Origin of the sequence: Bacillus sp. FSL K6-0268 (genome assembly GCF_038005425.1) — a bacterium.
GTDB lineage: Bacteria > Bacillota > Bacilli > Bacillales > Bacillaceae_G > Bacillus_A > Bacillus_A thuringiensis_S.
The window spans coordinates 3,074,414-3,101,159 of the sequence record NZ_JBBOTF010000001.1 but is presented as its reverse complement, the minus strand read 5'-3'; the positions used below and the strand labels follow the sequence as shown (position 1 = coordinate 3,101,159).

Sequence of the window (26,746 nt, the reverse complement as noted above, 5' to 3'; positions counted from 1 at the left end):
GAAAAGGAATTACTTACTATTAAGACAAAACATTGCCCTGATTATTTTTTTTGAAACGGAAGATAGGAAAGCTGATATTCATAGGAAGGAGGATATAGATGAATGAGTTGAATAAAAGTATTGGAGAAAATATATATGTTAAATTAATCGGTGAAAAAAGATTTAAAGGTGTATTAATTGATGTAGGAAATGATATCGTTGTTCTTTACAATGGACAAGATTACGTATATATATCTTTATATCATGTACAATACTATAAATTTTTAAGAACATATGACGAAGAAATATCAAAACCAGATGTTGATTCTGTAATTAAGAGGGAATCCCCTTCAATTTCTTTGAGAAAAGTATTAAGTACTTCTAAAGGTATTTTTACAGAAGTTTATGTAGCAGGAAATGCTCCAATACATGGTTATGTTACAAGTGTGATGAACGATTATATTGTTTTTTATAGTCCGGTTTATAAAACGGTATATATATCTTTAAAGCATTTAAAATGGTTAATTCCGTATAAAGAAAACCAAGTACCGTATGCCCTCAATAAAAATGAACTCCCCGTAAATCCGTTAAATATTACGTTAGCTAGAACGTTTGAAGAACAGCTTATTAAAATGACAGGGAAAATTATGGTGTTCGATTTAGGTGAGGAGTCCAATAAAATTGGAAAAATGGCGAAAATTGATGAAGGTCATATTGAAATATCAAAAGCACGTGATGCAAAAATGTATGTGAATATTCAACATGTAAAATCCGTCCATTGTCCGTAGATTAGTTGGAAGGGCTGGCTTTTTCTTTTATATGCAGAAGAAAAGGTCGAGCCTATTTATTTAGTTTAATTTGGATATGAGGGGAAAAATGAATTGAATATAAATATATTATAGTGTGATCTTTTAAAAATAATTTTGCACTACTTTATAAAGAAATATGTACGAGCTATCTTTTTATGTATTCAATTTATTTTTTGAGGAGGAGCTGCTCAACTAATTTATTAAAGGGGTTTTGTTTGTGGAGCAGTTTCCGAATTCGTTATCAATTACATTGCTTGGTAGTGCTGGTGGAGCAGCAAAAGCAGTTTTAGCAATTTTAAATCAAGCGATAGCAAATGAAAAAGATCCAATTTATGAAGTATTAAAGAATGCCAAATTTCATTTGGTGGATATAAAACAAAAAGATAGGACTTATTATGATGAGTTGTTTTCGAATTTGAAAGGTCGCTTATATTTATATGAAATAAACCTTCAAAATGTAGTGGAATTTAAACAACATTTAAAAGAAAAAAGAACGAGTGTTGTGATTGATGTTTCAGGAGCAGATACAATTAGAGTATTAAGCTGCTGTAATGAACTAGGAATTTGTTATATTAATTCAGCCTTGGAAAATGAGGCCGTAGATCAGGACGATAGCTTAATCGGCTTTCAGCTTACGGAAAGATATACAAGGTTTGAGAAGGAGAAAGAGAAATTTACAAATACAAAAGCGATTATAGGTTCAGGTATGAATCCAGGTGTTGTTCAATGGATGGTTGTTGAACTTATGAAGGAACGACCAAATGAAAGGCCAAGAGCATGTTATATTGTAGAACATGACACGTCGTTTTTGAATGATATAGCGCTTATAAAGCCACATACACTTTATGCTTCATGGGCAGTAGAGCGATTTTTAGATGAAGCAATCTGGAGTTATCCGATGTATATGAGTCAACATCGTCCTCTTTACTTTTATGAAGATGTATATGCTTCAGAGTATAAAGTGAAGTTGGGAGAAAAAGAATTCTATGGTTGTTTAATGCCACATGAGGAAGTATTAATTTTAGGGAAAAACTTTAATATGGAAGTTGGTTTTCTTTACCGAATTAATGAGTATACAACAAATATAATTAGACAGAATTTAGACCAAGTAGAAGATTTATGGAACTGGAATCGTAAAGTGTTTAATCCAGCGGAAGAAGAGGTTGCTGGAGAGGACTTGGTCGGTGTGTTACTCGTTTATGAAAATAGTGAGACATATATGTATAATGTGATGAATAGTAGCCAAGTTTTTCGTAAATATAAAACGAATGCAACGTATTTTCAGGTAGGGTGCGGGATTTATGCGGGCTTGTCCAGTTTACTTTTAGATCGATTTGAACAAGGTGCTTATTACGTCGAGGAGTTGTTATTAAATACAGAAAGTAAGTACGGTGAGTATTTAAATTTATATATGAAGGATTTTGTAATGGGGCATAATAATTTTACTGATGGATTGTTACATGACAGGGTAAGATGGGTGTAATTTGTTACCAAAAGGAAGGAGAGATCTCCTTCCTTTTAGTATTATAAGGTTAAATATTGCCCTGAAAGCAATTTCATACTTATACTTTAAGGAGATAACAATGAAAGTTTTTTGTATCGATCAAGGGGAGTTTTTATATGAACAAATACAAGAGCTTGATTTATGAAGAAAGAAGAGCCTTAAAGGTATTTATATTATTATTCTATATTATATTCTTTTTATATGACGCTATATATTATTTTGTGTATCCTGCTATGAATATTAGTGGAACAGCGGTAGGTTGGCCAGAAGGTAGTCTTGGGATAGGTGTGCCTATATTTGTAATAGCAATATTTCCTATTTCTATATACCTTCAAAAAAGAGGGTATGTATATTCTGTAAAATATTTATTTTTATTTGGGTACATGTTTATCAATCTTGTTAATAATTTAATGATTTATTTGCGAACGGATAGACCTTTTGAACATGGTAGTATGGTAGAAATGTTATTAATTTTATTTGCCCCAGTTTTCGTGAATAGAAAATACTTTTATTTAGTTTCCTTTAGTGTAATTGGAAAGTACGTATTTTTCACATTGCTATTACAAGATTTAAAAGTGGTAATTCCACTTGTTTTATGTGTATTCTATTTCATTATTTCACATTCTTTATTAAAACGATTTCAATCTTATGTAAGAACAGTGGTTGAAATGATGAACAATATGAAAGAGACGGAAAATTTAGCTGTGATTGGAACTATGTCTACAACAATTGCCCATGAAATTCGAAATCCGTTAACAGCGTTAAAAGGGTTTACGCAAATGCAAAAAGAAAGAAATCCAGCTGATACGATGAGCTACGACATTATGTTACAAGAAATTGAAAGGGTTAATGGATTTGTTAGTGAATTGATGTTGTTAGGAAAACCAAAGCCAACAAATTATGAAAGGTGTAATATACGAGACATCCTTCTATATGTTGTGCATCTAATGGAAAGTTATGCAATGCAATATAGAGTTAAATGTCATTTACAAGTAGATGGGAATTTACCGGCTATAAACGGTGATGATAAGCAATTAAAACAAGTGTTATTAAATATCATTAAAAATGGAATAGAATCAATGCCAGAGGGCGGAGAAATTCATATCCGTGCATATCAAAAAACGCAAGGACATTTGTGTATTTCTGTTGAAGACCAAGGATTTGGTATAGAGAATGAAAAGTTGGAAAAAATCGGCAAGGCATTTTACACAACAAAGGAGACTGGTACAGGACTTGGATTAATGATTACATATAAAATTATTAAGGAACATCAAGGGAGTATCACAATCCAAAGTAGTCTAGGAGTAGGAACGAAAGTAGAAATTTTTCTGCCGACCGTTTAATGTATTGGGAGAAAAGATTTTTCAGAAAAGTGTTCTTGTTGTGTAAATATAAACATTTTATAAAATGTTTCAAGAAGGGTTTTTTTTATAAAATACTTCGTTTATAATGGAGGAAAATATCGACATGAGATTGATTACTCATGTAACGGTTCAGTAGTGTTATGAAAAGATAAGAAGGGGTGCACGCGCATCCTTTTTTCTATGCAGATATTATGAAAGAGGTGGTATGATGGAATTAACATTAAATTCGACTGTATGTTTACACACGATTCAATTTCGAAAAGAGCAAAAGAATTATATTGTAAAAGATACAATTACAGGAGAAAAATATGAAATGCCGCCACTTTGGATTGATGCATTGGCAATGATGCGTGACGGTTTTTTATTGGGAGAAATTGAGGAGAAATTAAAAGAAGAGTATCCATCTGAAGAAGTGAATATGTTAGCATTCACGAGGCAACTGTTAGAACTAGAACTTGTTGAAATGGTAGATGGAGAAGAGATAGCTTGCACAAAGAAGAAAGAGATAGATTGTTTAGCTTGGGTGCGTCCCCGTGTGGAACAATTCTTTCTTAATTTAAATAGAAAATATAGAAGCAAAGACCAGTAGTGGCCTTTGCTTTTTTTAATCCCGCTATTTGCCGGGCAGTAAGACCCCCACCTCAAAATTCAGCGGAAGCAAAGAAGTTAGGTGTGGGATGAACAAAACCCCCACTGATTAAAGGTTCACTTTATAGGTTGTGTTTAAAATATAACAGCAAATGCTCTTGCGAAAGCACCGTCACTATTTTTAATTTTTAAAGGTGCGGCTGAGAAAAAGAAACGTTTTGTTTCGATAGCATCTAGATTTGTTAAGTTTTCAATTAAGTAAATATTATTCCCTAGTAATATGTGATGAATCGGTGATGTTTCTGTTGTGACTTCATCAGGAGAAATGAAATCTAAACCGATAGATTTTACTTTTAATTGAACTAATTCTTCAGCTAATTCTTCAGAAAGATAAAATGCTTCTTTCTCATAAGCTTCTGTATTCCATTTGGTGGATAGATTAGAATGAAAAATAACAATATCACCTTCTTTTATGTCAGTATTATGCAATACTGCCTTAGGTAATTTTCGCTCTTGAATATGTGTTACATCTATAAGAACAGCTTCACCTACAAATTGATCCAGCGGTAATTGATCGATGATCGTTGCGCCTGAAATAAAATGCGCAGGAGCATCACAATGCGTGCCAACATGAACGACAGAATGAAAATCTGTAACTTGATAGCCTGATTCTTCAACACTTGTAACAGCTTCTAGTTGTATTTTAGGTGTTCCAGGAAATTGAGACATATTATTTTCAAATGTTTGCGATAAATCAATTACTTTCATTTTACATACCTCCAATATATATTTTTCAAATAATAAAAAGCTCACCCTTCAATATCAAGAAAGGTGAGCTTTACATGCTAGTTGAGTTTTATCTTCCAAAATGCAATGCATTTTGCAGGAATTAGCACCTATTCAGTTTGTATAAACTGAGGTTGCTGGGCTTCAAAGGGCCGGTCCCTCTGCCTCTCTTGATAAAGAAGTATTCAGTTTTTTTGAAAACGGAATTTTCCGATAGTTAAATTGTAATTCATTTCCTTTTTTCGTGCAATACAAAATAGGTATTCACCCAAATAAAGCTGCTCGCATATTGTAGGTTATGTAAATAGAATGCTGCGAAGGAGTGAGTGCAGTGACAGGAAATGTATTAAATTATTATGCTGGTGGTAATACAGCTAGGGGATTTCACAATTTATACGAAGAGAATTTAAAAGGATTAGACAGATTATTTATCTTAAAGGGTGGCCCAGGAACGGGAAAATCTTCTTTAATAAAGGCAATAGGTCGTGAATGGATTGAAAAAGGATATGATATTGAATTGTTACATTGTTCTTCTGATAATAAATCGGTTGATGGTGTAATTATCCCAAAATTAAAAGTAGGAATTGTTGATGGGACATCGCCGCATGTTATTGAGCCAAAAATGCCAGGAGTTGTTGAAGAGTATATAAATTTAGGAATTGCTTGGGACTCAGATAAACTAAGAAAGCAGAAGTTAGAAATTGAAAGATTTGTTTCAGAAGCAAGCAAAGCTTTTCAGTCTGCTTACGCACGTTTTAAAGAGGCATTGGTTATACATGATGAGTGGGAGAAGATATATATTGATAATATAGATTTTAATAAAGCAAATGAACTAACCAATCAGCTAATCCAGAAATTATTTGCAGATAAAAGCGGGAGACAATCGCTTGTAAAACATCGTTTTTTAGGAGCTGCTACACCGAAAGGAGCAGTTGATTTTGTTCCTAATTTAACAGAAGGGTTACCACATCGTTATTTTATAAAAGGGCGCCCAGGCTCTGGAAAATCAACGATGCTCAAAAAGTTAGCTAAGGCAGCTGAGGAAAAAGGGTTTGAAGTTGAAGTATATCATTGCGGATTTGACCCGAATAGTCTTGATATGGTTATCGTAAGAGAATTAGGATTTGCAATTTTTGATAGCACCGCACCACATGAATATTTTCCAAGTCGCGAGGGTGATGAAATTATTGATATGTATGCCCTTATTGTTACGCCAGGGACGGATGAGAAATATGCGAAGGAAATTCGTGATGTCTCCATTCAATATAAAGCAAAAATGAATGAGGCGATGTCTTTCTTAGCGAAAGCAAAATCGGTTCGTGATAAATTAGAACGAATTTATATTGCTGCTATGGATTTTTCAATAGTAGATGCATATAAAGAGGAGATTCAAAAAGAGTTTGAACGAATTGCTGCTACTGTAATTGAAAAGCAACAATAGACGTTTCATTAGGCTGTCAGTAATTTCTGACAGTTTTTTTAGTATGTAGTAAAATTAATAGTGTATTGTCGAATTTCCAAGGAAATAATCAAAAAATGGAGTTGTTATGAAATGAGAGAGAAAATCGAGTTGGAGTTAGAAAGAATTGAAAAAGAGAATGATGTGAAAATTTTATTTGCGGTGGAATCAGGGAGTCGTGCTTGGGGGTTTCCATCGAAAGATAGCGATTATGATGTTAGGTTTATTTATATACATCCAGTAGAATGGTATTTATCAATTCATGATAAACGAGATGTAATTGAATATCCAATTAGCGATGATTTAGATATAAGTGGTTGGGATATTAAAAAGGCATTGCAACTATTCGCGAAGTCGAATCCTGCTTTACTTGAGTGGATTCGATCACCAATTTTTTATTCGAAAAACTCTAATTTTCCAGAACTACTTCAACAGATGAGTGAGAAGAATTTTGATCCAAAAGCAACGATATATCATTATTTACATATGGCGTCGAAAAATTATCGTGAATTTTTGCAAGGTGAGAATGTAAAGCTGAAAAAGTACTTTTATGTATTACGTCCCATTTTAGCTTGTAAGTGGCTAGAAGAGAAAACGACTTTACCTCCTGTAGAATTTGACCGATTGATTACAGAATTATCATTAGAACGTAGCGTATTAGATGAAATTGAAAAGTTGTTAATAAAGAAAAAAGCAGGTACTGAATTAGATGTTGGATTGAAAATTAAGGTGCTAAATCAATTTTTAGAAGAACAAATTCATTACTATCAGGAATATGTAAAAGGAATTGAAAAGGGATCAGGAATCGATATTGAGAGTTTAAATACATTGTTTCGAGATATGTTGTTTGAAGCATATGAAAAAGAGCACAAGTAAGTTTGTGCCCTTTTTATTTTGTAGGAATGAAGAAAACAGATATAGCTGCGATAAGACCTGCAAAGGAGAATAAGTAAAAATTCCATGCTAAGTCATATTGCATTGTCATAATAATACCGACAAGAATTGGGCCAGCAATTGCACCAACTCGGCCAAGCCCCAGTCCCCAGCCTAAGGAGGTAGCTCGGATATGTGATGGGAAGTATTGTGTTACATATGCATTTAATATTTGAGTAATACCGACTGATCCAATACCAGCAAGGCCAATTAAAAGATAAATGATTGTAACAGATGGTTTGATTGTTAATAGTCCGATACATATAGCTGCCATAAGATAAGAGATGCTAATAACAATTTTTGCTCCTATACGATCAGCAATTGCTCCAGCGAATAATGCGCCGATAGCTGCGGTAATATTTAGCATAAGTAGAAATGACAGACTAGACCCAAGAGGATATCCTGCCTGGCGCATCATCTGTGGTAACCAAGTGTTTAAACCGTATATTAAAAACATTCCCATTATATAAGTGATCCAAAAAAGTAGCGTTGCTTTTATGTATTCTTTTGAGAATAACGTAGTAAATCCATTTTTCTTTTGTATAGTAGATGGAGCTTGATGAGTTTTATTTTTCACATGAAATTCAATTGGAAAACGATTAAGAATTTGGTTCACTTCTTCTTGGCGATTACGTGATAATAAAAATTGAATGGACTCAGGTAAATAGCGAATAATGAAAGGAATGAGGAGTAGTGGAATCATTCCGATACCAAACATAATTCTCCATCCGAAATCTTCTAACATAAATATAGACAAAATAGCACCTAACACGATACCTAAAGGATAGCCAGTAAACATAAGAGCATAAATAAAAGATTGCCTTTTTTTGGGTGAATATTCAACAGTAAGTGCTGAAGCTGTTGGGATAACACCGCCTAATCCGATTCCTCCTATAAATCGAGATAATCCAAATAACTCAGGAGAAGGAGCGATAGCCGCTAAACCCATTGTGATAGAAAAAAGTGCTAAACAGCATATAAGCGTCCATTTACGTCCAATTAGATCTGTAATCGTTCCAACTAGAATAGCCCCAATAAACATCCCAAATAAAGCATAGCTTGCAATTGTGCCAGCGTGCGATGGTGATAGCGCCCAGCTTTTGTCTTCTAGGAGCATTGGTAGAACGGCACCGTAAATACCTAAATCATATCCATCAGCTAAAATGGCTAGCCAACAAATAAAAACAACAAGTTTTGTAATAGAGCTTGAAAAGATAGTTTCTGTAGATTCTAGATGAGGTGGAGCTGAAGGTTGCATAATATTCCCCCCCTTTTTAATTTGTAGATGAATATATTATTTCATTTAATGTTAATATTTTCCTCCCTGTGTTGAAATTTATCTGAAAAGGTTTTATAACAAATAAAGAAGTTCAACAGTAATTATGTTGAACTTCTTTATTTGTTCACTCATTATCAACTCGTTTTAACGGTTGATCTGCTGGACCTTCAAGAACGTCTCCTTCAATTGAAAAACGAGAACCATGGCAAGGACAATCCCAGGTACAATCACCATTATTCCATTCAACTTCACAGCCGAGATGTGTACAAGTTGTATCGACGATATGTAATTTTCCTTCTTTGTCCTTATAAGCACCTGCTCGTTTACCGTTAACATGTACGACAGATCCTTCACCAACTTCGAGATCTTCTGGCTTACGTAATGCGGTTTCGATCTTTCCTTCAATTAAATGTTTCGCAACATCAATGTTCTGGGAGAGGAACGTTTTTATATCTGGATTTGCATGGAAGCGTGATGGTGCATACAGTTCTTTATAGGGACTGTGGACTTTTAGGATGGAGTCCTTCAGTAGCTGAGCGGCAGCAGTTCCAGTTGTCATTCCCCATTTGCGATATCCAGTTGCAACAAATATATTTGGATTTCTTTCGTTAATATGTCCGATATAAGGAAGCTTATCTAGAGTGATTAAATCTTGTGCTGACCATCTATAAGGAACCTCGTCTATTCCAAAAGTTGCTTCAGCAAAAGAATAGAGTGCTTCATAATGAAGCATCGTATTTATTCCTTGTCCTGTTTTATGACTTTCTCCGCCAATTAAAATTAATTTCTCTCCATTGTTTGTTATATAGCGTAAGGAGCGCTTTGGATCATCAATACTTAAATACATGCCACCTGGATAATCTGTTTTGGCTTTTATTGCAAGAGCGTAGGAGCGTTCTGCGTACATTCGCGTAAAGAAAAAGCTATTCGCATCATAAAAAGGAAAATGTGAACAAGAGACAACATATTCACAAGTGATATGATGGCCCTCTTTTGTAATTATTTGTGGATAATCTCCCTTTTCCACATCCATAGCTGTTGTTTGTTCGTAGACCTTTCCACCCATCTCCACAAACTTTTCTAAAAGTGTTTTTAAATAAAGAAGGGGATGGAATTGTGCTTGATTTTTCATGACAAGTGCAGATTGTACTGGAATAGGAATCGATAGAGATTGAACATAATCACAAGGTATATTTAATTTTTGATAAGCTTCATATTCTTTCGATAAATTTCTTAATCCGTTATCAGTAGTTGTATATAAATATGAATCTTCATTTGAGAAATTACAGTCGATTTTATATGTTTGAACAGTTTCGTTTATGAATTGTAGAGCCTGATTATTTGATTCATAGTAAAGCCCGGCCTTTTCTACACCGAAGTGATTTATTAATTCATCATAAATAAGATCATGTTGTGCTGTTACTTTCGCTGTTGTATGCCCAGTCGTCCCGTTTAAAATACGACCAGAATCAATTAAAACAACATCGATGCCTTCTTTTGCAAGTAAATAGGCAGTAGTAATACCTGTAATACCAGCACCGATAATAGCAACTTTCGCCTTTATATTTTCGGATAAACGAGGGAAAGTAGGAAACTGAGTAGATTCAATCCAATAAGATAGCGGCAGTTGTGGAAATGTATCACTTGTCATTGCTGAAACCTCCTGATTTTAGAACAATTTTCCTTTTAATATTTCCATATTATATGAAATTCATGTGTGTTGTTTTAGAAGAAGTCTATTTTTATTAAAAGAGGTTATAAATTATTTTGATATAATTAATTAGGTGGGGCATTATGAAGAAGTAGGATTTATATAAAACTAAATTCAAGTGATTCTGTTTGTTGATTACATAGAGATTTATTGAATGAGATAGGGTCTATGGCGTTTAAGAAAATGTCTATAGATAGTGGATAAATCCTTATGTAATATATACATTTTCTTTAGTGAAATAAAGTATGATTATAAAAATATAACCAACTTTTATTACTAGGTCATAAAAGTTGTTGACAATATAGAAATTCTATTGTTATGATTCATCATGTGGAAAGGTTGATAGAGAGTAAAAAGAGAAATGTTTTTCATTGATAATAAAAGCGAAAAATAAGTGACGATAGAGTGAGTATATTTTCCTTATAATACATGCTTTTTGGATCATTTAGTAAAATCAATCTGGAAGCAAGAATTGATATATGTAAGTTGCGCAAGGCGCGGCATAAGAAAGGGGCAAAAGGATGAAGGAGCTTCATACATTTGGGTGGTATGCAGCACGTGTATCACCACATTTGCCGAAAAAAGCATTTAAACCAGTGCCTACTCGTTTATTTGGTGGATTGGCTTATTTGCTTGTGGCATTGTCGGGATTAATATCGATTGGTGTATTTGAATTGAATGTGTGGGCGAATCTAGGAATTGCGATTGTTCTTGGATTATGTTTTGCTTCACTAGGATTTTTAGGGCATGAAATTTTACATGGAACTGTTGTAAGAAAGGCATGGCTTCGTGACTTCTTAGGAGCGATTGCATTTATGCCATTATCAACAGGGCCAAAGCTTTGGAGAAAGTGGCATAATGCAACGCATCATGTTCATACACAGCATGAAGAGAATGATCCGGATGCATGGCCGACACTTGAGAAACTTAAGAAGAGTAAGTTTTTGAGTTGGGTATATCGTATGCCTCTACATGTACGTTCATTCTTTAGTTTTCTGTCACTAACAATTCAATTTACATTGCATTCGACTCGAATGTTCTTTCATTTTATAAAAGAGTTCAAGTCATCCAATCAAAAATCTGTATGGCTTCAACTTCTTTTGCCTTGGACAGTTTGGATTAGTTTATTGTTTATTATGGGACCTGGAAAATGGTTATTTGCATATGTCATTCCGTTGTTAATTGCTAACTTTATTGTAATGGCATATATCGCAACAAATCACCGCTTAAATCCAATTGTTCCAGTAAATGATCCGTTAGCAAACTGCTTATCAGTAACAGTGCCGCGCTGGGTAGACGTTTTGCATTTCAATTTCTCATATCATACAGAACATCATCTGTTCCCTGCTATGAGCTCTAAATACTATCCGTTAGTAAAAGAGAAGATTAAAGAAATGTGGCCGGAACGTTATCACGAAATGCCGATGACAAAAGCATTGGCAGCACTTTGGAATACACCACGTGTGTATTATCACGGAAGTGAATTAGTTGATCCGCATAGAGAGCATTTCTACGGTTCTTTAGGAAATGGCTTAGACCCTCATAATATTTCATATCGTGAGGAACATATAGAAGAAAAAGAGAGTATTAAAAAAATAAATCAGTAAAAATTAATATATTTTTGCAGTGAAAAAGCAAGCCATCTCAGGCTTGCTTTTTCTTATAAAGAAACTTCCTTTTTGTTCTTTTTATTGACTTGGAAGGAGTTAGTTTCTTTTCGTTGTAATCGTTTTTCTAAAAGATTAACAAAATAAGTAAATAGAAGAACAAGTACGAGATAGTATGCACCAACGATTATGTAAGTATCTAATTGTTGGAAGTTACCTGCTGCAATTGATAAACCCGATCCCCATAATTCGGACATTCCTACATAAGCAACAAGTGAAGAATCTTTTAATCCGATAATAAATTGGTTTCCTAGAGGAGGAAGAGACAGACGAAATGCTTGTGGTAATATAATTCGTCGCATAGCTAAAGGATAAGGCATGCCTAAAGAGCGAGCTGCTTCTAATTGTCCTCGGTCAACGGATTGAATAGATCCACGGAAAATTTCCGTAATATATGCACCGTTATGAATTGCTAAAGCGATTGCTCCTGCCCAAAAAGGGGTGAAAACAACAACAGATGTAATTCCAAAATAGAGAATGGCAATTTGAACAATTAAAGGTGTACCACGAATAATAGCAATGTAGACATGAGCGATACTATTTAAAACTTTATTGTTAGAGATTCGAAAGAAAGCGAATAATAATCCAATTAATGAACCGAGTACTAGGGAAGTTAATGTTAATTGTAATGTGACAATAGTAGCTTTTAAGAGTGTGGGATAGGAAGAGATAAAAATTTCAAACATGCGTTTCACCTCATATTGTATAGATTTTAGTAGAGAATGAAATGCCCCACATAAAATGAACACTTAATCAGTGGGGCACTGTTTATGAATCTTTTGAATGGCTAACTTACTTACTTCGTTTTTTCCTCTTCACCAAGAATATTACGTCCGAACCATTTTTTACTGATCTTATCATACGTACCATCTTTAATGATTTCATCTAACGCTTTATTTACTTTCTCAACCATTTCTTTATTATCTTTGCGAATAGCAATTCCCATTTCATCAAGATTTAATGGTTTTCCGGCTTCTTTTATATTCGATTTTCCTTCTTTTATCATACGTAGACCAACCATTTGATCCGTAATTACTGCGTCAACACGCCCAGGCTCTAAATCCATAAGAGCAGTAATATCACTGTCATATTCTGTGATTTGATCTGTATATTTTGCAACAAGATTTTTAAAGGTACTAGCTTTTACAACACCAATTTTCTTACCTTTTAAATCTTCTGGAGAAGAGATAGCGGTATTCTTTTTAGCTACAAAAATTTGGGCGCCAGAGCGATAGTACGGATTTGAGAAACTAACAGCTTTTAAGCGCTCCTCTGTAATTGCCATACTACCCAGTATTACATCATATTTCTTCGCTTGAAGACCTTGAATTAGCGTTTCCCATGGGTTTGTAACTGGCGTAGCCTTCATGTTCATCTTTTTAGCAAGAGCTTCACCGATTTCTACATCAAAACCGACAAGTTTGCCGTCATTTTCTTTATAGTTAAAAGGTTTGTATAATCCACTCATCGCATAGCGAAATTCTTTTTCACCATTTGATGAAGTAGTAGAACTTTCTTTGCTACAAGCTCCTAGTATGAAGGATGTACATAGTGTAATGCTCGCAACAATGGTTAATAGTTTTCTTTTCATAAAACCCCTCCTATATATTGATCATACGGATGTTTTTCAGTATGTTATTGAAATATTTTATTTGGATGATTAGTTGTGCACCGTATGAATGTATTCCTTTTCGTTTGAAACAGAAGTTACATTATAAAACGTTACGTAAAAATTGTTTTGCTCGTTCATGTGATGGAGCTGAAAAGAATTGTGCTGGCGGAGCATCTTCTACAATCTTTCCATCGTCCATAAAGATGACGCGATCAGCTACATCTTTTGCGAAATTCATTTCATGAGTAACAATAACCATTGTCATCCCTTCTTCAGCAAGTTCTTTCATAACTTGCAATACTTCTCCAACAAGTTCAGGGTCTAAAGCTGAGGTAGGCTCATCAAATAGCATAATCTTAGGGCTCATTGCAAGAGCTCGTGCAATGGCAATGCGCTGTTTTTGACCACCTGAAAGAAGATGAGGAGTTACATCCGCTTTATCTTGAAGGCCGACTTTTTGGAGAAGTTGATTTCCAATATCCTGTGCATTTGCTTTCTCTAATTTTTTTACATGAATAGGTGCTTCTATGATGTTTTCTAGTGAGGTCATATGAGGAAAGAGGTTAAAGTGCTGAAAAACCATACCGACATTTTCACGGACTTTATTTAAATTTGAATGCTTTGGATCAATTCGCTCACCTTGTAAGTGAATTTCGCCTTCATCGTACATTTCTAAAAAGTTAAGACAGCGAAGTAATGTACTTTTACCAGAACCACTGGCACCAATTAAAACAACAACTTCTTTTTCTTTTACTTCTAAATCAATTCCTTTTAACACATCAAGTGAACCGAATGATTTTACTAGATTTCGAACTTGAATCATACAAAACCCCCAGTTAAAAATATATTTTACAAATGTTGCCCCGTATTTCTGTTATTAGTCATAAATTGTCAGAATCCTTTATTTTTTTCGTGCAATTTGATATTCAAAGAAATAATGATTTTTAAAATCTCTATATCCTTCTATAATGAAAATATGGATAATAATATATAGGTAGTATTTATATTGCTTATAAAAAGACCTGCGGTAGTATGTCAACTGAAAAATAATATATTTTGAAGTTATCAAAGGACAAATTGCTTAAAAAAGACATCACGAAACTAGACCAGCACCGCATGTAAAATACTGGAATTGATTGAAAGGTAGCGATGACAAGTTTTATGTCACACTTTCACACACCTTTCAGGCGTAAAGAGTTGGTGATTACGTAGTAGCGCATCCACCAATCGCACAAATTTTCTTGCGGTTAGAACGAGTGCACGTTTGTGTTGATGTTTTGGTACTTCATTATACTTTTTTGCGTAATATTCTTGGTATTCCAATACATGCTTTCTTACAGAGTTGGCGGCTTCAACTAAGTAATACCGCAAGTAATGATTCCCATTACGAGATAATGAAGTATTTTCAGCGGTGAACCGGCCAGACTGGTATGTACGCCAATATAACCCGGCATATTTTGCGATTTTGGTTTCATCGTCAAATCTTTCGATTTGGCCAATTTCAGCGATAATACCAGCGGCATATATAGGCCCGATTCCAGGAATGGATTCTAATGTTTGCGTTAATCCAGCCATGATCCGCTTAATAGATTTTTCTAGTTCTTTAATTTGTCTTTGATAGGTACGAATGATTTCGATTGATGTTCCTAAAAGAATATCGATTGAGTCTTCTACCACCTTATCTAAACGGTACGACGTGCGAACAGCCTTTTGAATGGTTGATGCGACACATTTCGGGTCACCAAATCGATTTTTACTCTTTTCCTGTAGGAACTCAGCGAGTTCCTCTAAAGGCATGTCAGCTAGCTCTTCTAGACTGAATTTTTCAAGGAACAATTCCATCATGGCGTTACCAAATATAGAAGAATCGACTTCTTGTGAGAACGTATTACATTTATAACTTAGGTGTTGTAGAAAATGTTGTTTCTCCTTTGTCAACATTCTAACGAGTTGATAACGAGCTCTTGTTAATTGCTGTAATGCCACGTATTGACTTTCTTTCACGATGGACATTTGATTTCGCCCAAATCGTAAATAATCAGCGATGACAAAGGCATCAATTTCGTCAGTCTTATTCATGTCTGAATAACTTTTCTTGAAGTTTGCGACTTGTTTTGGATTTAGAAGAAATACCTTTGTGCCAAATCTTTTTAAGTCTTCGTCATGATGGAGAAACATGGATGGGTGAAAACTGTAAACAGATGTAGATTCTAAGCCGATTTTTAAAGTTTCAACCTCTTGATTGGTTGTGCACTGTAATAATCGTTCTTTAAGTACCTGTGCACCTGGTAAGTCATTACTGACTGAAAAAGAATCTAGCTTTTCTCCTTCACCATTTAAAAAGCAAACTTTCATATCAAACGAACTTACATCTAGACCAACAAATAATCTCACGTAAGAGACCTCCTTTCGATTTAGAATCATTGCTTGGACGTCTCGAGATATCTCTAGTGTGTACGCCGACCAACAACCTCGTGTATAAGAGCTAGTCCTGAATCGAAAGCCGCCCTAGAGCTACTAACATCTAGGTTCGAGGATCAGGCTGCTCAGCCTGCGAGTAGGGAGCCCCGCGCGTTCACTGAGAAACACTCTTTTCGTGTGGTAAATCCACAGGGGAATACAGAATTGTCCCAAATGATCCTAAGACCATTATCTAGAAATATCTTGAGACGTCCAAGTATTTTCTTTATTACTGGACTCTTATTAGAGAGAAAAACTAAGCCTGAGATAGGGCTTAAATATTAATATACGAGGGGGAAAGGGAAGATGGAAAAAGAAAGAAAAACATTTTCTTTTGGATTACGTACACAACTTATGCTATTCACTACAGTTTTAGCTTTTATTACATATTCAACAAGTATATTTTTTATTTACGTGATATACGATTATTTTCAAAGTTATGTAAGTCAAACTGTATATAATATTATCGTTATGTTATTAGGGGTAGTATGGTCTGGAATTTTAGCATATGGAGCAGCCGTATTTTTAATTAAACCACTTCGCAAGTTAGAGGAAGCGGCAAGAAAAGCAGCTGAGGGTGATATTCGTGAAGATGTTCCATTACCGAAGACAGATGATGAAATTAAATCTTTAAGTGTTGCATTTAATATGATGTTAGGAAACTTAAGGGGCATGGTAAAAAATATTGATACAACATTTTCTTATACAAACAATCAAGTACAGCAGATTAGAAAACAAACAGGAGAAGCAACGAGACAAGCGCAAGGTGTATCTGAGACTCTTGCAGAGATTTCTTCAGGCGCTGAGCAATCAGCAGCATCAATTCAAGCAATTGTTTCTGCTGTTGATACAACGACGTCTATTGCAAGTGAAGTAGAAGAAAAAGCGAAGCAGTCTGATACGTTGTCTTCAGAAATGGTTCAAGCTTTAGGGCATAGTACTCGTGTCTTTACGTCTTTAATTCAAGGTATTCAAACATTGGCAAAAGAAAATGAAGATTCAATGCAAAATGTACAGAAGTTAGAAGAACGAATGAAACAAGTAGAACATATTGTGTCTGTTGTGAGTGCGATTGCTAGCCAAACGAATTTATTAGCACTAAATGCTTCTATTGAGGCAGCTCGCGCAGGAGAGCATGGAAGAGGTTTTGCGGTTGTTGCGGAAGAAGTACGTAAACTTGCTGATGAAAGTGATCATTCTGCAAGAAACATATCTCATTTATTACGGAATATGCAAGATGAAGTACAACAAGTTGCAATGAAAATGACAGAACAAGTGAAAATAGCTAAAGAAGAGGCGAAACGTGGGGAAGCTACGGAATTAATTTTAAAAGAAATGTCATCAAGTGTTATGGAAGTAGCCGATGCAACTCAGCAAATTAGTAGTTATATGAATGAACAAGTGAGCCACATTCATCAAACAGGAGCACAAACAAAAGCTGTAGCAGCAATTGCTGAAGAAACGTCAGCTGGTTCGCAAGAAGTGGCGCGTGTGACGCTACAACAGTCTAAAAATATGATAGTAATCGATCAATTATTAAAAGATTTAGAGAAGCAAGCAACTGATTTGAAACAAACAATTGAACGATTTTCAATGTAAAAGGAAGAACAGAATGCTGTTCTTCTCTTTTTTATTTAGTTTGATTTAATATTTACAGTTAAACTATGAACGTTTCCGCAACATTCTTTTCTCTCCCTTTCGGATGAAAATTATAGCGAGCTATAATATTAAAAGGGGTGTCTTTTATGAAAAAAGAAAAAAGACAACGGTTAATTAAACAATTTGTAAAGGAGTATGAAATAGATAAGCAAGAAAGATTAGTAGAATTGTTAGCAAAAAAAGATGTATTAGTAACACAAGCTACGGTTTCTCGCGATATTCGTGAGTTAAACTTAACGAAGGTACCTTCTCAAGAAGGATTAATGATATATAAAGTTTTCTCAGAAGAGCATTTACAAACTGATATAAAGTTAAAGAAAAAATTACGAGAAGTTGTTGTGAAAATTGATTGTGTAGATCAATTAATGGTTATTAAAACATTACCTGGTAATGCACATGTTATTGGTGTTTTATTTGATGAGTTAGATTGGAAAGAAAAAATAGGATGTATATGTGGAAATGATACATGCCTTATAATTTCACAGTCGAAATCAGATAGGGAGATTATAGAAGAAAGATTAAATTTAATTATTTAGATGTAAAAATCCTGTTTTTAATAAAATTAAAAACAGGATTTTTGTTTAAATACGGAAGTTGAATATTCAACATATATGCGTAATATATGTGTTTTTTATTGAAAAAGCGAGAGAGTTTGTTATAAAAATACAAATTCGTATGATTTTAAAAAAATAACTTGTTTAATATTTCACAATGATAATGTGGATGCTTTCACAAAGATGAAAGTGCAGAGCATTTATTATGTACTTGTAAGACATCAAACATATTTAAAAGGAGGTACAACAAATGAAACATCCGATACATGTTACTTCAGAAATTGGGGAATTACAAACGGTTTTATTAAAACGACCGGGTAAAGAAGTGGAAAACTTGACGCCAGATTATTTGCAGCAATTATTATTTGATGATATTCCATACTTACCAATTATTCAAAAAGAGCATGATTATTTTGCACAAACGTTACGCAATCGGGGTGTTGAAGTTCTTTATTTAGAAAAACTAGCCGCTGAGGCGTTAGTAGATAAAAAACTTCGAGAAGAATTTGTTGATCGTATTTTAAAAGAAGGACAGGCTGACGTAAATGTTGCACATCAAACTTTAAAAGAATATTTACTTTCCTTTTCAAATGAAGAATTAATTCAAAAAATTATGGGCGGTGTACGGAAAAACGAAATTGAAACAAGTAAGAAGACACATTTATATGAATTAATGGAAGATCATTATCCGTTTTACTTAGATCCAATGCCTAATTTATATTTTACTCGTGATCCAGCAGCTAGCGTGGGCGATGGCTTAACGATAAATAAGATGAGAGAACCAGCGCGTAGACGTGAATCATTATTCATGGAGTACATCATTAAATATCACCCAAGATTTGCAAAACATAATGTACCAATCTGGTTAGATCGTGATTATAAATTTCCAATTGAAGGTGGCGACGAGCTAATTTTAAATGAAGAAACAATTGCGATTGGAGTGTCTGCTCGTACTTCAGCTAAAGCAATTGAACGTTTAGCTAAAAATCTCTTTAGCCGACAAAATAAAATTAAGAAAGTGTTAGCAATAGAAATTCCAAAATGCCGAGCATTTATGCATTTAGATACAGTATTTACAATGGTTGATTATGACAAGTTTACAATTCATCCAGCCATTCAAGGGCCAAAAGGGAATATGAATATTTATATTTTAGAAAAAGGATCAGATGAGGAAACTCTTAAAATTACACATCGTACTTCTTTAATGGAAGCATTAAAAGAGGTATTAGGCTTAAGTGAATTAGTTCTTATTCCATGTGGAGGAGGAGATGTAATTGCTTCTGCTCGTGAACAATGGAATGATGGCTCGAACACATTAGCAATCGCACCAGGTGTAGTTGTTACATATGATCGCAACTATGTATCCAATACGTTATTACGGGAGCACGGTATAGAAGTAATTGAAGTGCTAAGTTCGGAATTATCTCGTGGTCGTGGGGGTCCACGTTGCATGAGTATGCCAATTGTTCGTAAAGATATTTAGTATAAATAACGGAGAAAGTAGGGATGAAGTATGTTAATGACTAGACCAAATTTAAAAGGAAGAAGCTTTCTAGCAGAAAAAGATTTTACACAAGAAGAATTGTTATATTTTCTAGATTTGGCAGCAGAATTAAAAGAGAAAAAGAAAAATGGTATCCCGCATCATTATTTAGAAGATAAGAATGTAGCGCTCTTATTTGAAAAAACCTCCACTCGTACGCGCTGTGCATTTACAGTAGCAAGTACAGATTTAGGGGCGAATCCTGAATATTTAGGGAAAGGTGATATTCAGCTTGGGAAAAAAGAATCCGTAGAGGATACAGCAAAAGTGTTAGGGCGTATGTTTGACGGAATTGAGTTTCGTGGATTTAATCATGAGACTGTAGAATCTTTAGCACAAAATTCTGGTGTGCCAGTTTGGAATGGATTAACAGACATGTGGCATCCAACACAAACACTAGCAGATTTATTAACAATTAGAGAACATGTAGGGAAGTTGAAAAATGTGAAGCTCGTTTACGTTGGAGATGGACGAAATAATGTTGCTAATAGCTTACTAGTTGGTGGAGCAATCGTTGGAATGGATGTACGTATTTGCACACCAGAATCTTTATGGCCTGCACAAGAAGTAATTGATTTAGCAAAAAAATATAATGAACAGGTAATGATAACAAGTAATGTGGAAGAAGCTGTTGCGAATGCAGATGTAATTTATACAGATGTATGGGTGTCTATGGGGGAAGAAGAAAAATTTGCTGAACGTGTCGAGTTATTGAGACCTTATCAAGTAAATATGAAAATGATTAAAGAAACAGGGAATGAAAACGTGATTTTCTTACATTGTTTACCTGCATTTCATGATGTTGAAACGATGTATGGCGAAGAAGTTTACGAGAAATATGGGTTGAAAGAAATGGAGGTAACTGACGAAGTATTCCGCAGTAAACATTCAAAAGTATTTGATCAAGCTGAAAATAGAATGCATACAATTAAAGCGGTTATGGCAGCTACTTTAGGAAACATGGAGTAAAGAAGAAAGGGAGTCTTCCTTTCTTCTTTCTCCTCCTTTAGACACTATCATTCACTATTGCTTTTGTATTGTTATTGCAATTAAAGAGAGATAATATGAAGTGACCTCCTAGATTATCAAGTCAGGGATTTTAACCCATAATAATGAATGAAAACATTATGAATGGGGTTATACCCTATGATAATAGGAGGCCACTATGGAAAATATAATATATATTGGGATGGATGTCCACAAGGAAAGTTTTAGCTTATGTGCACTACACGGAACAACTGGGGAAATTGTAAGAGAAGCACGATGTGCTTCAAATGTATCTCTCGTAAAAAAATTCGTTGAGAAACTGAAAACAAAATATGGTGAAGATATAAAAATTAAAGCTGGATATGAGGCTGGTTGTTTAGGGTATTCACTTCATAATCTTCTTGAACAAAATGGAATTGATTGTGATATTTTAGCTCCCACAACAATGTACAGTTCATCAAAAAACAAAATGGTGAAAAATGATAAATTCGATGCCAAAATGATTGCTCTTAATTTAGCAAATGGCACCTATAAAGAAGTATATGTTCCAGAAGAAGAGGATGTTGCCGTGAAAGAGTATATCCGCATGTTAGGTGATTTTAAAACATCTTTGAAAAAAATAAAACAACAGATAAAAGCATTCCTTTTAAGACATGGCTATGTGTATGAAGGGAAATCAAGCTGGACAATCGCTTATATGAAATGGTTAAAGAATCTTGATCTACAAGGATTATTCAAAGAAACGTTAGGCGAATACCTATTACAGTATGATGTTCTAGTCGATAAAATTGAGCGGTTCAGTTTGAGATTAGAAGAATTATCTCATCGTGAAAGGTACGAAGAACCAATCGCAAAGTTAAGATGCTTAAAAGGTATAGATACAACATCGGCAATGACTGTTCATGTGGAAATTGCAGACTTCACTCGTTTTCCCACGGCTAAAGCATTTATGGCTTATGTAGGATTGACGCCAAGCGAAAGCTCAAGTGGAGAGAAAATCAGTCGACGTTCGATTACAAAACAAGGAAATTCGACCGTTAGGTCTACTCTTGTAGAATGTGCAAATGCGTTGGTAAAAGGAGCAATCGGATTAAAATCGAAGCGAGTGAAAGCAAGACAAAAAGGGCAACGAAGCGAAGTGATTGCTTATGCGGATCAGGCTGTAGAAAGGTTACAAAGAAAATATTATCGCATGATATATCAAGGGAAGCCTAGAAATGTTGCCGTTACAGCTATCGCAAGAGAACTGGGGTGTTTTATATGGGGATTAGAAACAGGTAAAATTCACCGAAAATAAAGAGGGAAGGATATGAAGTTGATTGATTCATAGTTAGAAATCAAAGGTATCAATTGATGGCATAGATGAGCTTCAGAGATAGTGAATTACAGGTCTGGCTATCTATGACTCACCTCTTCTGGCATGGCTGAAATTCTGATAAACAAGCTATTTATTAGAATTTGAAAAGGTGTGATCCACGCAGTGAGATTATAAGAGCCTAACGACGAACCATTAACCTGAGGTAACCAATCCACGAATAACAGAGTGGTTAACTGTCGATAGATCTTATTTCTGAAGCTTTTGTATGCCATCAAGAAAAATATTATGGGTGAAAAACTATTGACAAAGGTCACTTCATAACAGGTGAGTGGAATGGGTGAAGATAAGAAATTAGGGTTGTTTACACTAACGGCTCTTGTAGTTGGGTCTATGATTGGCGGTGGAGCCTTTAATTTAGCGAGTGATATGGCAAAAGGTGCTGGTGCTGGAGCCATTATTATTGGCTGGGTTATAACAGGAATTGGGATGATTGCACTTGGATTATCTTTTCAAAATCTAACTGTAAAACGGCCAGATTTAGATGGTGGTATTTTTAGCTATGCAAAAGCAGGATTTGGTGATTTTATGGGATTTAATAGTGCGTGGGGATACTGGCTATCTGCTTGGCTTGGGAATGTAGCTTACGGTACATTATTATTTTCTTCATTAGGATATTTCTTCCCGATCTTTGAAGGCGGTCAAAATGTAGAATCCATTATTGGTGCAAGCGTATTATTGTGGTGTGTTCACATGTTAATTTTACGTGGAGTTCAATCAGCAGCACTTGTGAATTTAGTAACTACAATCGCAAAATTAGTACCTGTATTTGTATTTATTGTCATAGGAATCTTCGCGTTTCATATTGATACATTCTTAGATGGATTTTGGGGGCAAACTGGTTCTTTTTCATGGGGAGCAGTTGGCAGCCAAGTTAAAAGTACAATGCTTGTAACTCTATGGGTATTTATTGGGGTAGAAGGGGCGGTTGTTTTATCCAGTCGAGCAAAAAATAGAAGTGATGTAGGGAAAGCAACGGTTATTGGCTTAATTGGTACACTCATCATTTACATTTTAATCACATTATTGTCTCTTGGACTTATGCAGCAAGCAGATATTGCTGGTTTGAAAAATCCAGCTATGGCTTATTTATTTGAAAGTGTTGTTGGAAAATGGGGTGCTATCTTTATAAATTTAGGTTTGGTCATCTCTGTATTAGGTGCTTGGTTAGGTTGGACTTTGCTCGCTTCTGAAATTCCATATTTAGCGGCTAAAGATGGAGTATTTCCAAAATGGTTCGCAAAAGAAAATAAAAATAAGGCTCCAGTAAATTCATTATGGATAACAAATGGTTTAATTCAAATATTCTTGTTAACATTCGTCGTTTCTGATCAGGCGTATAACTTTGCATTCTCTTTAGCATCTTCAGCCATTTTAATTCCATATGCTTTTTCAGCATTTTATCAACTGAAGCATAGCTTAAAATCTGAAGAAGTAGATCGAAATAAAAATATAATAATTGGTTTGATAGCAAGTATTTATGGTGTGTGGTTAGTTTATGCAGCTGGTTTAGAGTATTTATTATTAACAATGACTTTATATGCGCCAGGTATTTTTATTTTTTACAATGTTCAAAAGCAAAAGAGTTCGAAGCAAATATTTACTCGAGTGGAATTAGCATCATCCGTAGCAATTGGTGCTTTAGCATTCTTTGCGATTTATGGATTAATTACAGGCAGTATTACTTTATAAAGCGCTGTGAAAGCGAAATGAACTGGAGGGCTGAAATATGGCACGAAGAAAAATTGTAGTTGCACTAGGGGGAAATGCGATACAGTCTGGAGAAGCTACTGCGGGAGCGCAGCAAGAAGCGTTGGAAAAAACGGCGGAACAACTTGTGAAAATAATGGAAAATGATGTGGATATAGTAATTGCGCATGGAAATGGCCCACAAGTGGGGAATATTTTATTACAGCAAAAAGCTGCAGAAACGGAAAAGACACCTGCAATGCCATTAGATACTTGTGGGGCAATGAGCCAAGGGATGATTGGATATTGGATGGAAAATGCGATTGAAAAGGCATTAAAAAAACGGAATATACAAAAAGATGTAGCAACGGTTATAACGCGCGTTGTTGTGGACAAAAAAGATGAGGCATTTAAAAATCCAACTAAACCAATTGGTCCTTTTTATACAGAAGAAGAGGCCAGAAGATTAATGGATGAAACAAAAGCAGTGTTTAAAGAAGATGCTGGTAGAGGATGGAGACGTGTTGTTCCATCACCGAAGCCTGTAAGTATTCATGAACATAAAGTGATTAATTCTTTGGTGGAAGATGGAAACATAGTGATAGCTGTTGGCGGGGGTGGAATTCCAGTAATTGATTCCGAAGAAGGGTTAAAAGGAACTGAAGCGGTTATCGATAAAGATTTCGCTGCGCAGAAATTAGCAGAATTAGTAGATGCCGATACGCTCGTTATTTTAACTGCAGTTGATCATGTGTATGTAAATTATAATCAATCGAATCAAAAAAAATTAGAGCATGTCACAGTGAATCAATTAGAAGAATATATTGAAGAACAACAATTTGCTGCGGGAAGCATGCTTCCAAAAATTGAAGCTGCTATTAATTTTGTTAATACAAATCCAAAAAGAAAAACAATTATTACGTCTTTAGAAAAAGTATATGAAGCACTAGAAGAAAAAGCTGGTACTATTATTTCAAAACAGAATGTATGCATGTATGTTTAAATTATTATGTACGCTACTTAGTAGTAAAAAAAAGAATGAGGTTAATAACTTCATTCTTTTTATTTATTAATATTTTGTAACTACTCAGCCACCTTTCGGTGTCTTTTTTAAATTTTACTAGTTTCATATGCCTCCCATTTGTAAATACTGAGTATATCAAACAGGGGAGGTGAATCTTATGGTCGATCGAAAAATTATTTTAGATACATATAAAAAAGGACCTGAAGCTGTTATTTCTTTATTTGAAGAAACATTTTCTAAGTTAGAAAAACGTATACAAGAACTAGAAAATGCTTCAAAAAAAAACTCCAAAAATAGTCATAAGCCACCTTCTACAGATGGTTTGGGTAAGCCCGTTACAAAAAGTTTGCGCAAACCGTCTCATCGTCAAACGGGTGGCCAGTTGGGCCACAAGGGACATACTCTTGGTTTGACAGCGACTCCAGATCATACGATTACACATTCTCCTACATATTGTACTTGTTGTCATACTTCCTTGAACCACGAGCCTGTAAAAGGGTATCGCATTCGCCAAGTGTATGACTTACCACCTATTCAGATCGAAGTGACAGAACATAAAGTAGAACAGAAAGAATGCCCACATTGCCATTCTATCCAAGAAGCCCAATTTCCTTCGACAGTATCTCGTCCTGTTCAATATGGTCCAAATATAAAAAGACTGATTCCCTATTTAACGCATTATCAATGCATTTCTTTGAAGCGAACAAAAGAATTCTTTCAGGATTGTTTTGGACATTCTATAAGCGAAGGAACCCTGGTAAATCATACACAGGCTTTCGCTTCTCAATTGCAGCCATTCATAAAAGAAGTAAAGGAAAAGATTCTGCAGTCTCCTGTTGTCCATTTTGATGAAACTGGTATGCGTGTAGAAAACAAAACACAATGGTTACATACTGCCAGTACACCGGAGGTGACATTGCAACATATTCATCAAAAACGTGGAAAAGAAGCAATGGATGCTGGAGAAATCTTGCCATCTTTTTCTGGAATTGCGATGCATGATGGTTGGAAATCGTATGATGCGTATACAGATTGTCGTCACGTTTTATGTAATGCCCATCTCTTACGAGATTTACAAGGAATTATAGATAGTACTGGAGAACAATGGGCACAACAGATGCAGAAATTTCTAACGCAAGCGTTGACGATGAAAAAGCAATCCGAAGGTACCATGCCAAAAGCGACGCAAAAGAATCTGTTTATTATGTATCAATCCATATTGAAAGAACAACAGATTCTTTCCACGAAACAAAAGAAGAAAGGAAAGCAGACGCCTTCTCAAAATTTATGGAATCGCTTCGTCAAGTATTCTGACAGAATTCTAGCGTTTTTAGAACATCCAGCCATTCCATTTGATAACAATCAAGCAGAACGGGATATTCGGATGACGAAAGTAAAACAGAAAGTGTCTGGGACTTTCCGAAGTAAGAAAGGCGCAGAATCTTTTTGTCAGATACGAAGCTTTATGAGTACCATGAAAAAACAAAAACAATCGGTCTTACAAGCGATAAACCAAGTCATAGAAACTAGAACGGTTCCTTGGAATAACACGACTTCATAAGAGAATTTCTCTATTTGGCATAGATTCTTTCTCTGATTGGAGTATTTTCTTTTCATGTTTTCGAATCGGAAACATGTATTTGGCCTGTTTTTTTATTTGAAGAAGCTGAGTAGTTACAATATTTTTTGTACTCATTGTTCATAAAGTTTTCATGATGAAATCTGAATATATAAGTTAATTATGATAAAATTCAAATTGAATAC

21 protein-coding genes, 2 pseudogenes and 1 riboswitch are annotated in these 26,746 nt (G+C 34.8%); of the genes and pseudogenes, 16 read left to right on the top strand and 7 right to left on the bottom strand.

Translation table 11 applies throughout. The features are described 5' to 3' along the window. Positions 1-98 precede the first annotated feature (98 nt). The 4 genes from MHI28_RS15895 to MHI28_RS15880 all read left to right on the top strand — a co-directional run bounded on the left by MHI28_RS15895 (position 99) and on the right by MHI28_RS15880 (position 4,245). On the top strand, positions 99-767 hold the full coding sequence (locus MHI28_RS15895; protein ID WP_340828074.1) for a DUF2642 domain-containing protein: 669 nt from the start codon (positions 99-101) through the stop codon (positions 765-767). 238 nt (positions 768-1,005) lie between these two features. Continuing rightward, on the top strand, positions 1,006-2,271 hold the full coding sequence (locus tag MHI28_RS15890) for a hypothetical protein (RefSeq protein WP_000434723.1): 1,266 nt from the start codon (positions 1,006-1,008) through the stop codon (positions 2,269-2,271). A 137-nt stretch (positions 2,272-2,408) separates the two neighbouring features. After that, positions 2,409-3,635 carry an ATP-binding protein gene (locus tag MHI28_RS15885; protein WP_001046097.1) on the top strand — a complete coding sequence of 409 codons (1,227 nt, stop codon included), beginning with the start codon at positions 2,409-2,411 and terminating at the stop codon, positions 3,633-3,635. 229 nt (positions 3,636-3,864) lie between these two features. Next, on the top strand, positions 3,865-4,245 hold the full coding sequence (locus MHI28_RS15880) for a hypothetical protein (RefSeq protein WP_000424116.1): 381 nt from the start codon (positions 3,865-3,867) through the stop codon (positions 4,243-4,245). Between the two features lie 134 nt (positions 4,246-4,379). On the opposite strand, the gene MHI28_RS15875 is transcribed toward MHI28_RS15880, so the two are convergent. Beyond that, positions 4,380-5,012: a cyclase family protein gene (locus MHI28_RS15875; RefSeq protein ID WP_340828073.1), complete on the bottom strand. Its 633-nt coding sequence runs from the start codon at positions 5,010-5,012 to the stop codon at positions 4,380-4,382. Between the two features lie 85 nt (positions 5,013-5,097). Beyond that, positions 5,098-5,210, bottom strand: a riboswitch (SAM riboswitch). Between the two features lie 151 nt (positions 5,211-5,361). Between MHI28_RS15875 and MHI28_RS15870 the strand changes: the two genes are divergently transcribed. Both MHI28_RS15870 and MHI28_RS15865 read left to right on the top strand, forming a co-directional pair. Further along, positions 5,362-6,471 (top strand): PRK06851 family protein, encoded by a 1,110-nt coding sequence (locus MHI28_RS15870; protein WP_000147466.1) that lies wholly within the window; start codon positions 5,362-5,364, stop codon positions 6,469-6,471. A 111-nt stretch (positions 6,472-6,582) separates the two neighbouring features. Beyond that, positions 6,583-7,365 carry a nucleotidyltransferase domain-containing protein gene (locus tag MHI28_RS15865; protein ID WP_001208229.1) on the top strand — a complete coding sequence of 261 codons (783 nt, stop codon included), beginning with the start codon at positions 6,583-6,585 and terminating at the stop codon, positions 7,363-7,365. A gap of 13 nt (positions 7,366-7,378) precedes the next feature. Here the strand turns inward: MHI28_RS15865 and MHI28_RS15860 are convergent, their stop codons facing one another. Together MHI28_RS15860 and MHI28_RS15855 are read right to left on the bottom strand one after the other, a co-directional pair. Then, positions 7,379-8,680 (bottom strand): MFS transporter, encoded by a 1,302-nt coding sequence (locus MHI28_RS15860; protein WP_001183106.1) that lies wholly within the window; start codon positions 8,678-8,680, stop codon positions 7,379-7,381. Between the two features lie 145 nt (positions 8,681-8,825). Next, complete coding sequence (locus MHI28_RS15855; protein ID WP_000199973.1) at positions 8,826-10,352, bottom strand: FAD-dependent oxidoreductase; 1,527 nt, start codon at positions 10,350-10,352, stop codon at positions 8,826-8,828. A gap of 581 nt (positions 10,353-10,933) precedes the next feature. Here MHI28_RS15855 and MHI28_RS15850 point away from each other — a divergent pair. After that, entirely contained in the window at positions 10,934-12,019 is a 1,086-nt protein-coding gene (locus MHI28_RS15850) for a fatty acid desaturase family protein (protein ID WP_000661228.1), read from the top strand. Between the two features lie 53 nt (positions 12,020-12,072). On the opposite strand, the gene MHI28_RS15845 is transcribed toward MHI28_RS15850, so the two are convergent. The 4 genes from MHI28_RS15845 to MHI28_RS15830 form a co-directional block, all read right to left on the bottom strand. Continuing rightward, positions 12,073-12,828 (bottom strand): amino acid ABC transporter permease, encoded by a 756-nt coding sequence (locus MHI28_RS15845; protein ID WP_003255986.1) that lies wholly within the window; start codon positions 12,826-12,828, stop codon positions 12,073-12,075. Between the two features lie 47 nt (positions 12,829-12,875). Then, the gene (locus MHI28_RS15840; RefSeq protein ID WP_000823756.1) at positions 12,876-13,670 is read right to left on the bottom strand and encodes an ABC transporter substrate-binding protein; all 795 of its coding nucleotides are present in this window, start codon (positions 13,668-13,670) and stop codon (positions 12,876-12,878) included. 121 nt (positions 13,671-13,791) lie between these two features. Next, entirely contained in the window at positions 13,792-14,514 is a 723-nt protein-coding gene (locus MHI28_RS15835) for an amino acid ABC transporter ATP-binding protein (protein WP_000616926.1), read from the bottom strand. A gap of 341 nt (positions 14,515-14,855) precedes the next feature. Next, a complete protein-coding gene (locus tag MHI28_RS15830) occupies positions 14,856-16,085 on the bottom strand; it encodes an IS110 family transposase (protein WP_100909797.1) in 1,230 nt (409 codons plus the stop codon). A 372-nt stretch (positions 16,086-16,457) separates the two neighbouring features. Between MHI28_RS15830 and MHI28_RS36165 the strand changes: the two are divergent. From MHI28_RS36165 to tnpC, 9 genes and pseudogenes are all read left to right on the top strand, one after another. Beyond that, positions 16,458-16,808, top strand: a pseudogene (locus MHI28_RS36165) (HAMP domain-containing protein); the annotation flags it as partial. A gap of 369 nt (positions 16,809-17,177) precedes the next feature. Further along, positions 17,178-17,750 (top strand): annotated as a pseudogene (locus MHI28_RS36160) (methyl-accepting chemotaxis protein); the annotation flags it as partial. Positions 17,751-17,896: 146 nt separating this feature from the next. After that, positions 17,897-18,346 carry an arginine repressor gene (gene argR / locus MHI28_RS15820; RefSeq protein ID WP_000711826.1) on the top strand — a complete coding sequence of 150 codons (450 nt, stop codon included), beginning with the start codon at positions 17,897-17,899 and terminating at the stop codon, positions 18,344-18,346. Positions 18,347-18,614: 268 nt separating this feature from the next. Next, positions 18,615-19,847: an arginine deiminase gene (arcA, locus tag MHI28_RS15815; RefSeq protein WP_000682331.1), complete on the top strand. Its 1,233-nt coding sequence runs from the start codon at positions 18,615-18,617 to the stop codon at positions 19,845-19,847. A 30-nt stretch (positions 19,848-19,877) separates the two neighbouring features. Continuing rightward, the gene (argF, locus tag MHI28_RS15810; RefSeq protein WP_000930286.1) at positions 19,878-20,876 is read left to right on the top strand and encodes an ornithine carbamoyltransferase; all 999 of its coding nucleotides are present in this window, start codon (positions 19,878-19,880) and stop codon (positions 20,874-20,876) included. A 196-nt stretch (positions 20,877-21,072) separates the two neighbouring features. Next, the gene (locus tag MHI28_RS15805) at positions 21,073-22,191 is read left to right on the top strand and encodes an IS110 family transposase (RefSeq protein ID WP_277548338.1); all 1,119 of its coding nucleotides are present in this window, start codon (positions 21,073-21,075) and stop codon (positions 22,189-22,191) included. Positions 22,192-22,545: 354 nt separating this feature from the next. After that, positions 22,546-23,961, top strand: a complete 1,416-nt coding sequence (arcD, locus tag MHI28_RS15800; protein WP_340828072.1) for an arginine-ornithine antiporter — start codon at positions 22,546-22,548, stop codon at positions 23,959-23,961. 37 nt (positions 23,962-23,998) lie between these two features. Beyond that, positions 23,999-24,961, top strand: coding sequence for a carbamate kinase (gene arcC, locus MHI28_RS15795; RefSeq protein ID WP_000113954.1), 963 nt, complete (start codon positions 23,999-24,001; stop codon positions 24,959-24,961). Positions 24,962-25,139: 178 nt separating this feature from the next. After that, positions 25,140-26,543 (top strand): IS66 family transposase, encoded by a 1,404-nt coding sequence (gene tnpC, locus MHI28_RS15790; protein ID WP_100910632.1) that lies wholly within the window; start codon positions 25,140-25,142, stop codon positions 26,541-26,543. Positions 26,544-26,746 lie beyond the last annotated feature (203 nt).

Bases quoted from the DNA above. Each gene is read 5' to 3' on its own strand.
- MHI28_RS15895 (WP_340828074.1), top strand. From the start codon at position 99: ATGAATGAGTTGAATAAAAGTATTGGAGAAAATATATATGTTAAATTA.
- MHI28_RS15885 (WP_001046097.1), top strand. From the start codon at position 2,409: ATGAACAAATACAAGAGCTTGATTTATGAAGAAAGAAGAGCCTTAAAG.
- MHI28_RS15880 (WP_000424116.1), top strand. From the start codon at position 3,865: ATGGAATTAACATTAAATTCGACTGTATGTTTACACACGATTCAATTT.
- MHI28_RS15875 (WP_340828073.1), bottom strand. From the start codon at position 5,012: ATGAAAGTAATTGATTTATCGCAAACATTTGAAAATAATATGTCTCAA.
- MHI28_RS15865 (WP_001208229.1), top strand. From the start codon at position 6,583: ATGAGAGAGAAAATCGAGTTGGAGTTAGAAAGAATTGAAAAAGAGAAT.
- MHI28_RS15860 (WP_001183106.1), bottom strand. From the start codon at position 8,680: ATGCAACCTTCAGCTCCACCTCATCTAGAATCTACAGAAACTATCTTT.
- MHI28_RS15855 (WP_000199973.1), bottom strand. From the start codon at position 10,352: ATGACAAGTGATACATTTCCACAACTGCCGCTATCTTATTGGATTGAA.
- MHI28_RS15850 (WP_000661228.1), top strand. From the start codon at position 10,934: ATGAAGGAGCTTCATACATTTGGGTGGTATGCAGCACGTGTATCACCA.
- MHI28_RS15840 (WP_000823756.1), bottom strand. From the start codon at position 13,670: ATGAAAAGAAAACTATTAACCATTGTTGCGAGCATTACACTATGTACA.
- MHI28_RS15835 (WP_000616926.1), bottom strand. From the start codon at position 14,514: ATGATTCAAGTTCGAAATCTAGTAAAATCATTCGGTTCACTTGATGTG.
- argR (WP_000711826.1), top strand. From the start codon at position 17,897: ATGAAAAAAGAAAAAAGACAACGGTTAATTAAACAATTTGTAAAGGAG.
- arcA (WP_000682331.1), top strand. From the start codon at position 18,615: ATGAAACATCCGATACATGTTACTTCAGAAATTGGGGAATTACAAACG.
- argF (WP_000930286.1), top strand. From the start codon at position 19,878: ATGTTAATGACTAGACCAAATTTAAAAGGAAGAAGCTTTCTAGCAGAA.
- MHI28_RS15805 (WP_277548338.1), top strand. From the start codon at position 21,073: ATGGAAAATATAATATATATTGGGATGGATGTCCACAAGGAAAGTTTT.
- arcD (WP_340828072.1), top strand. From the start codon at position 22,546: ATGGGTGAAGATAAGAAATTAGGGTTGTTTACACTAACGGCTCTTGTA.
- arcC (WP_000113954.1), top strand. From the start codon at position 23,999: ATGGCACGAAGAAAAATTGTAGTTGCACTAGGGGGAAATGCGATACAG.
- tnpC (WP_100910632.1), top strand. From the start codon at position 25,140: ATGGTCGATCGAAAAATTATTTTAGATACATATAAAAAAGGACCTGAA.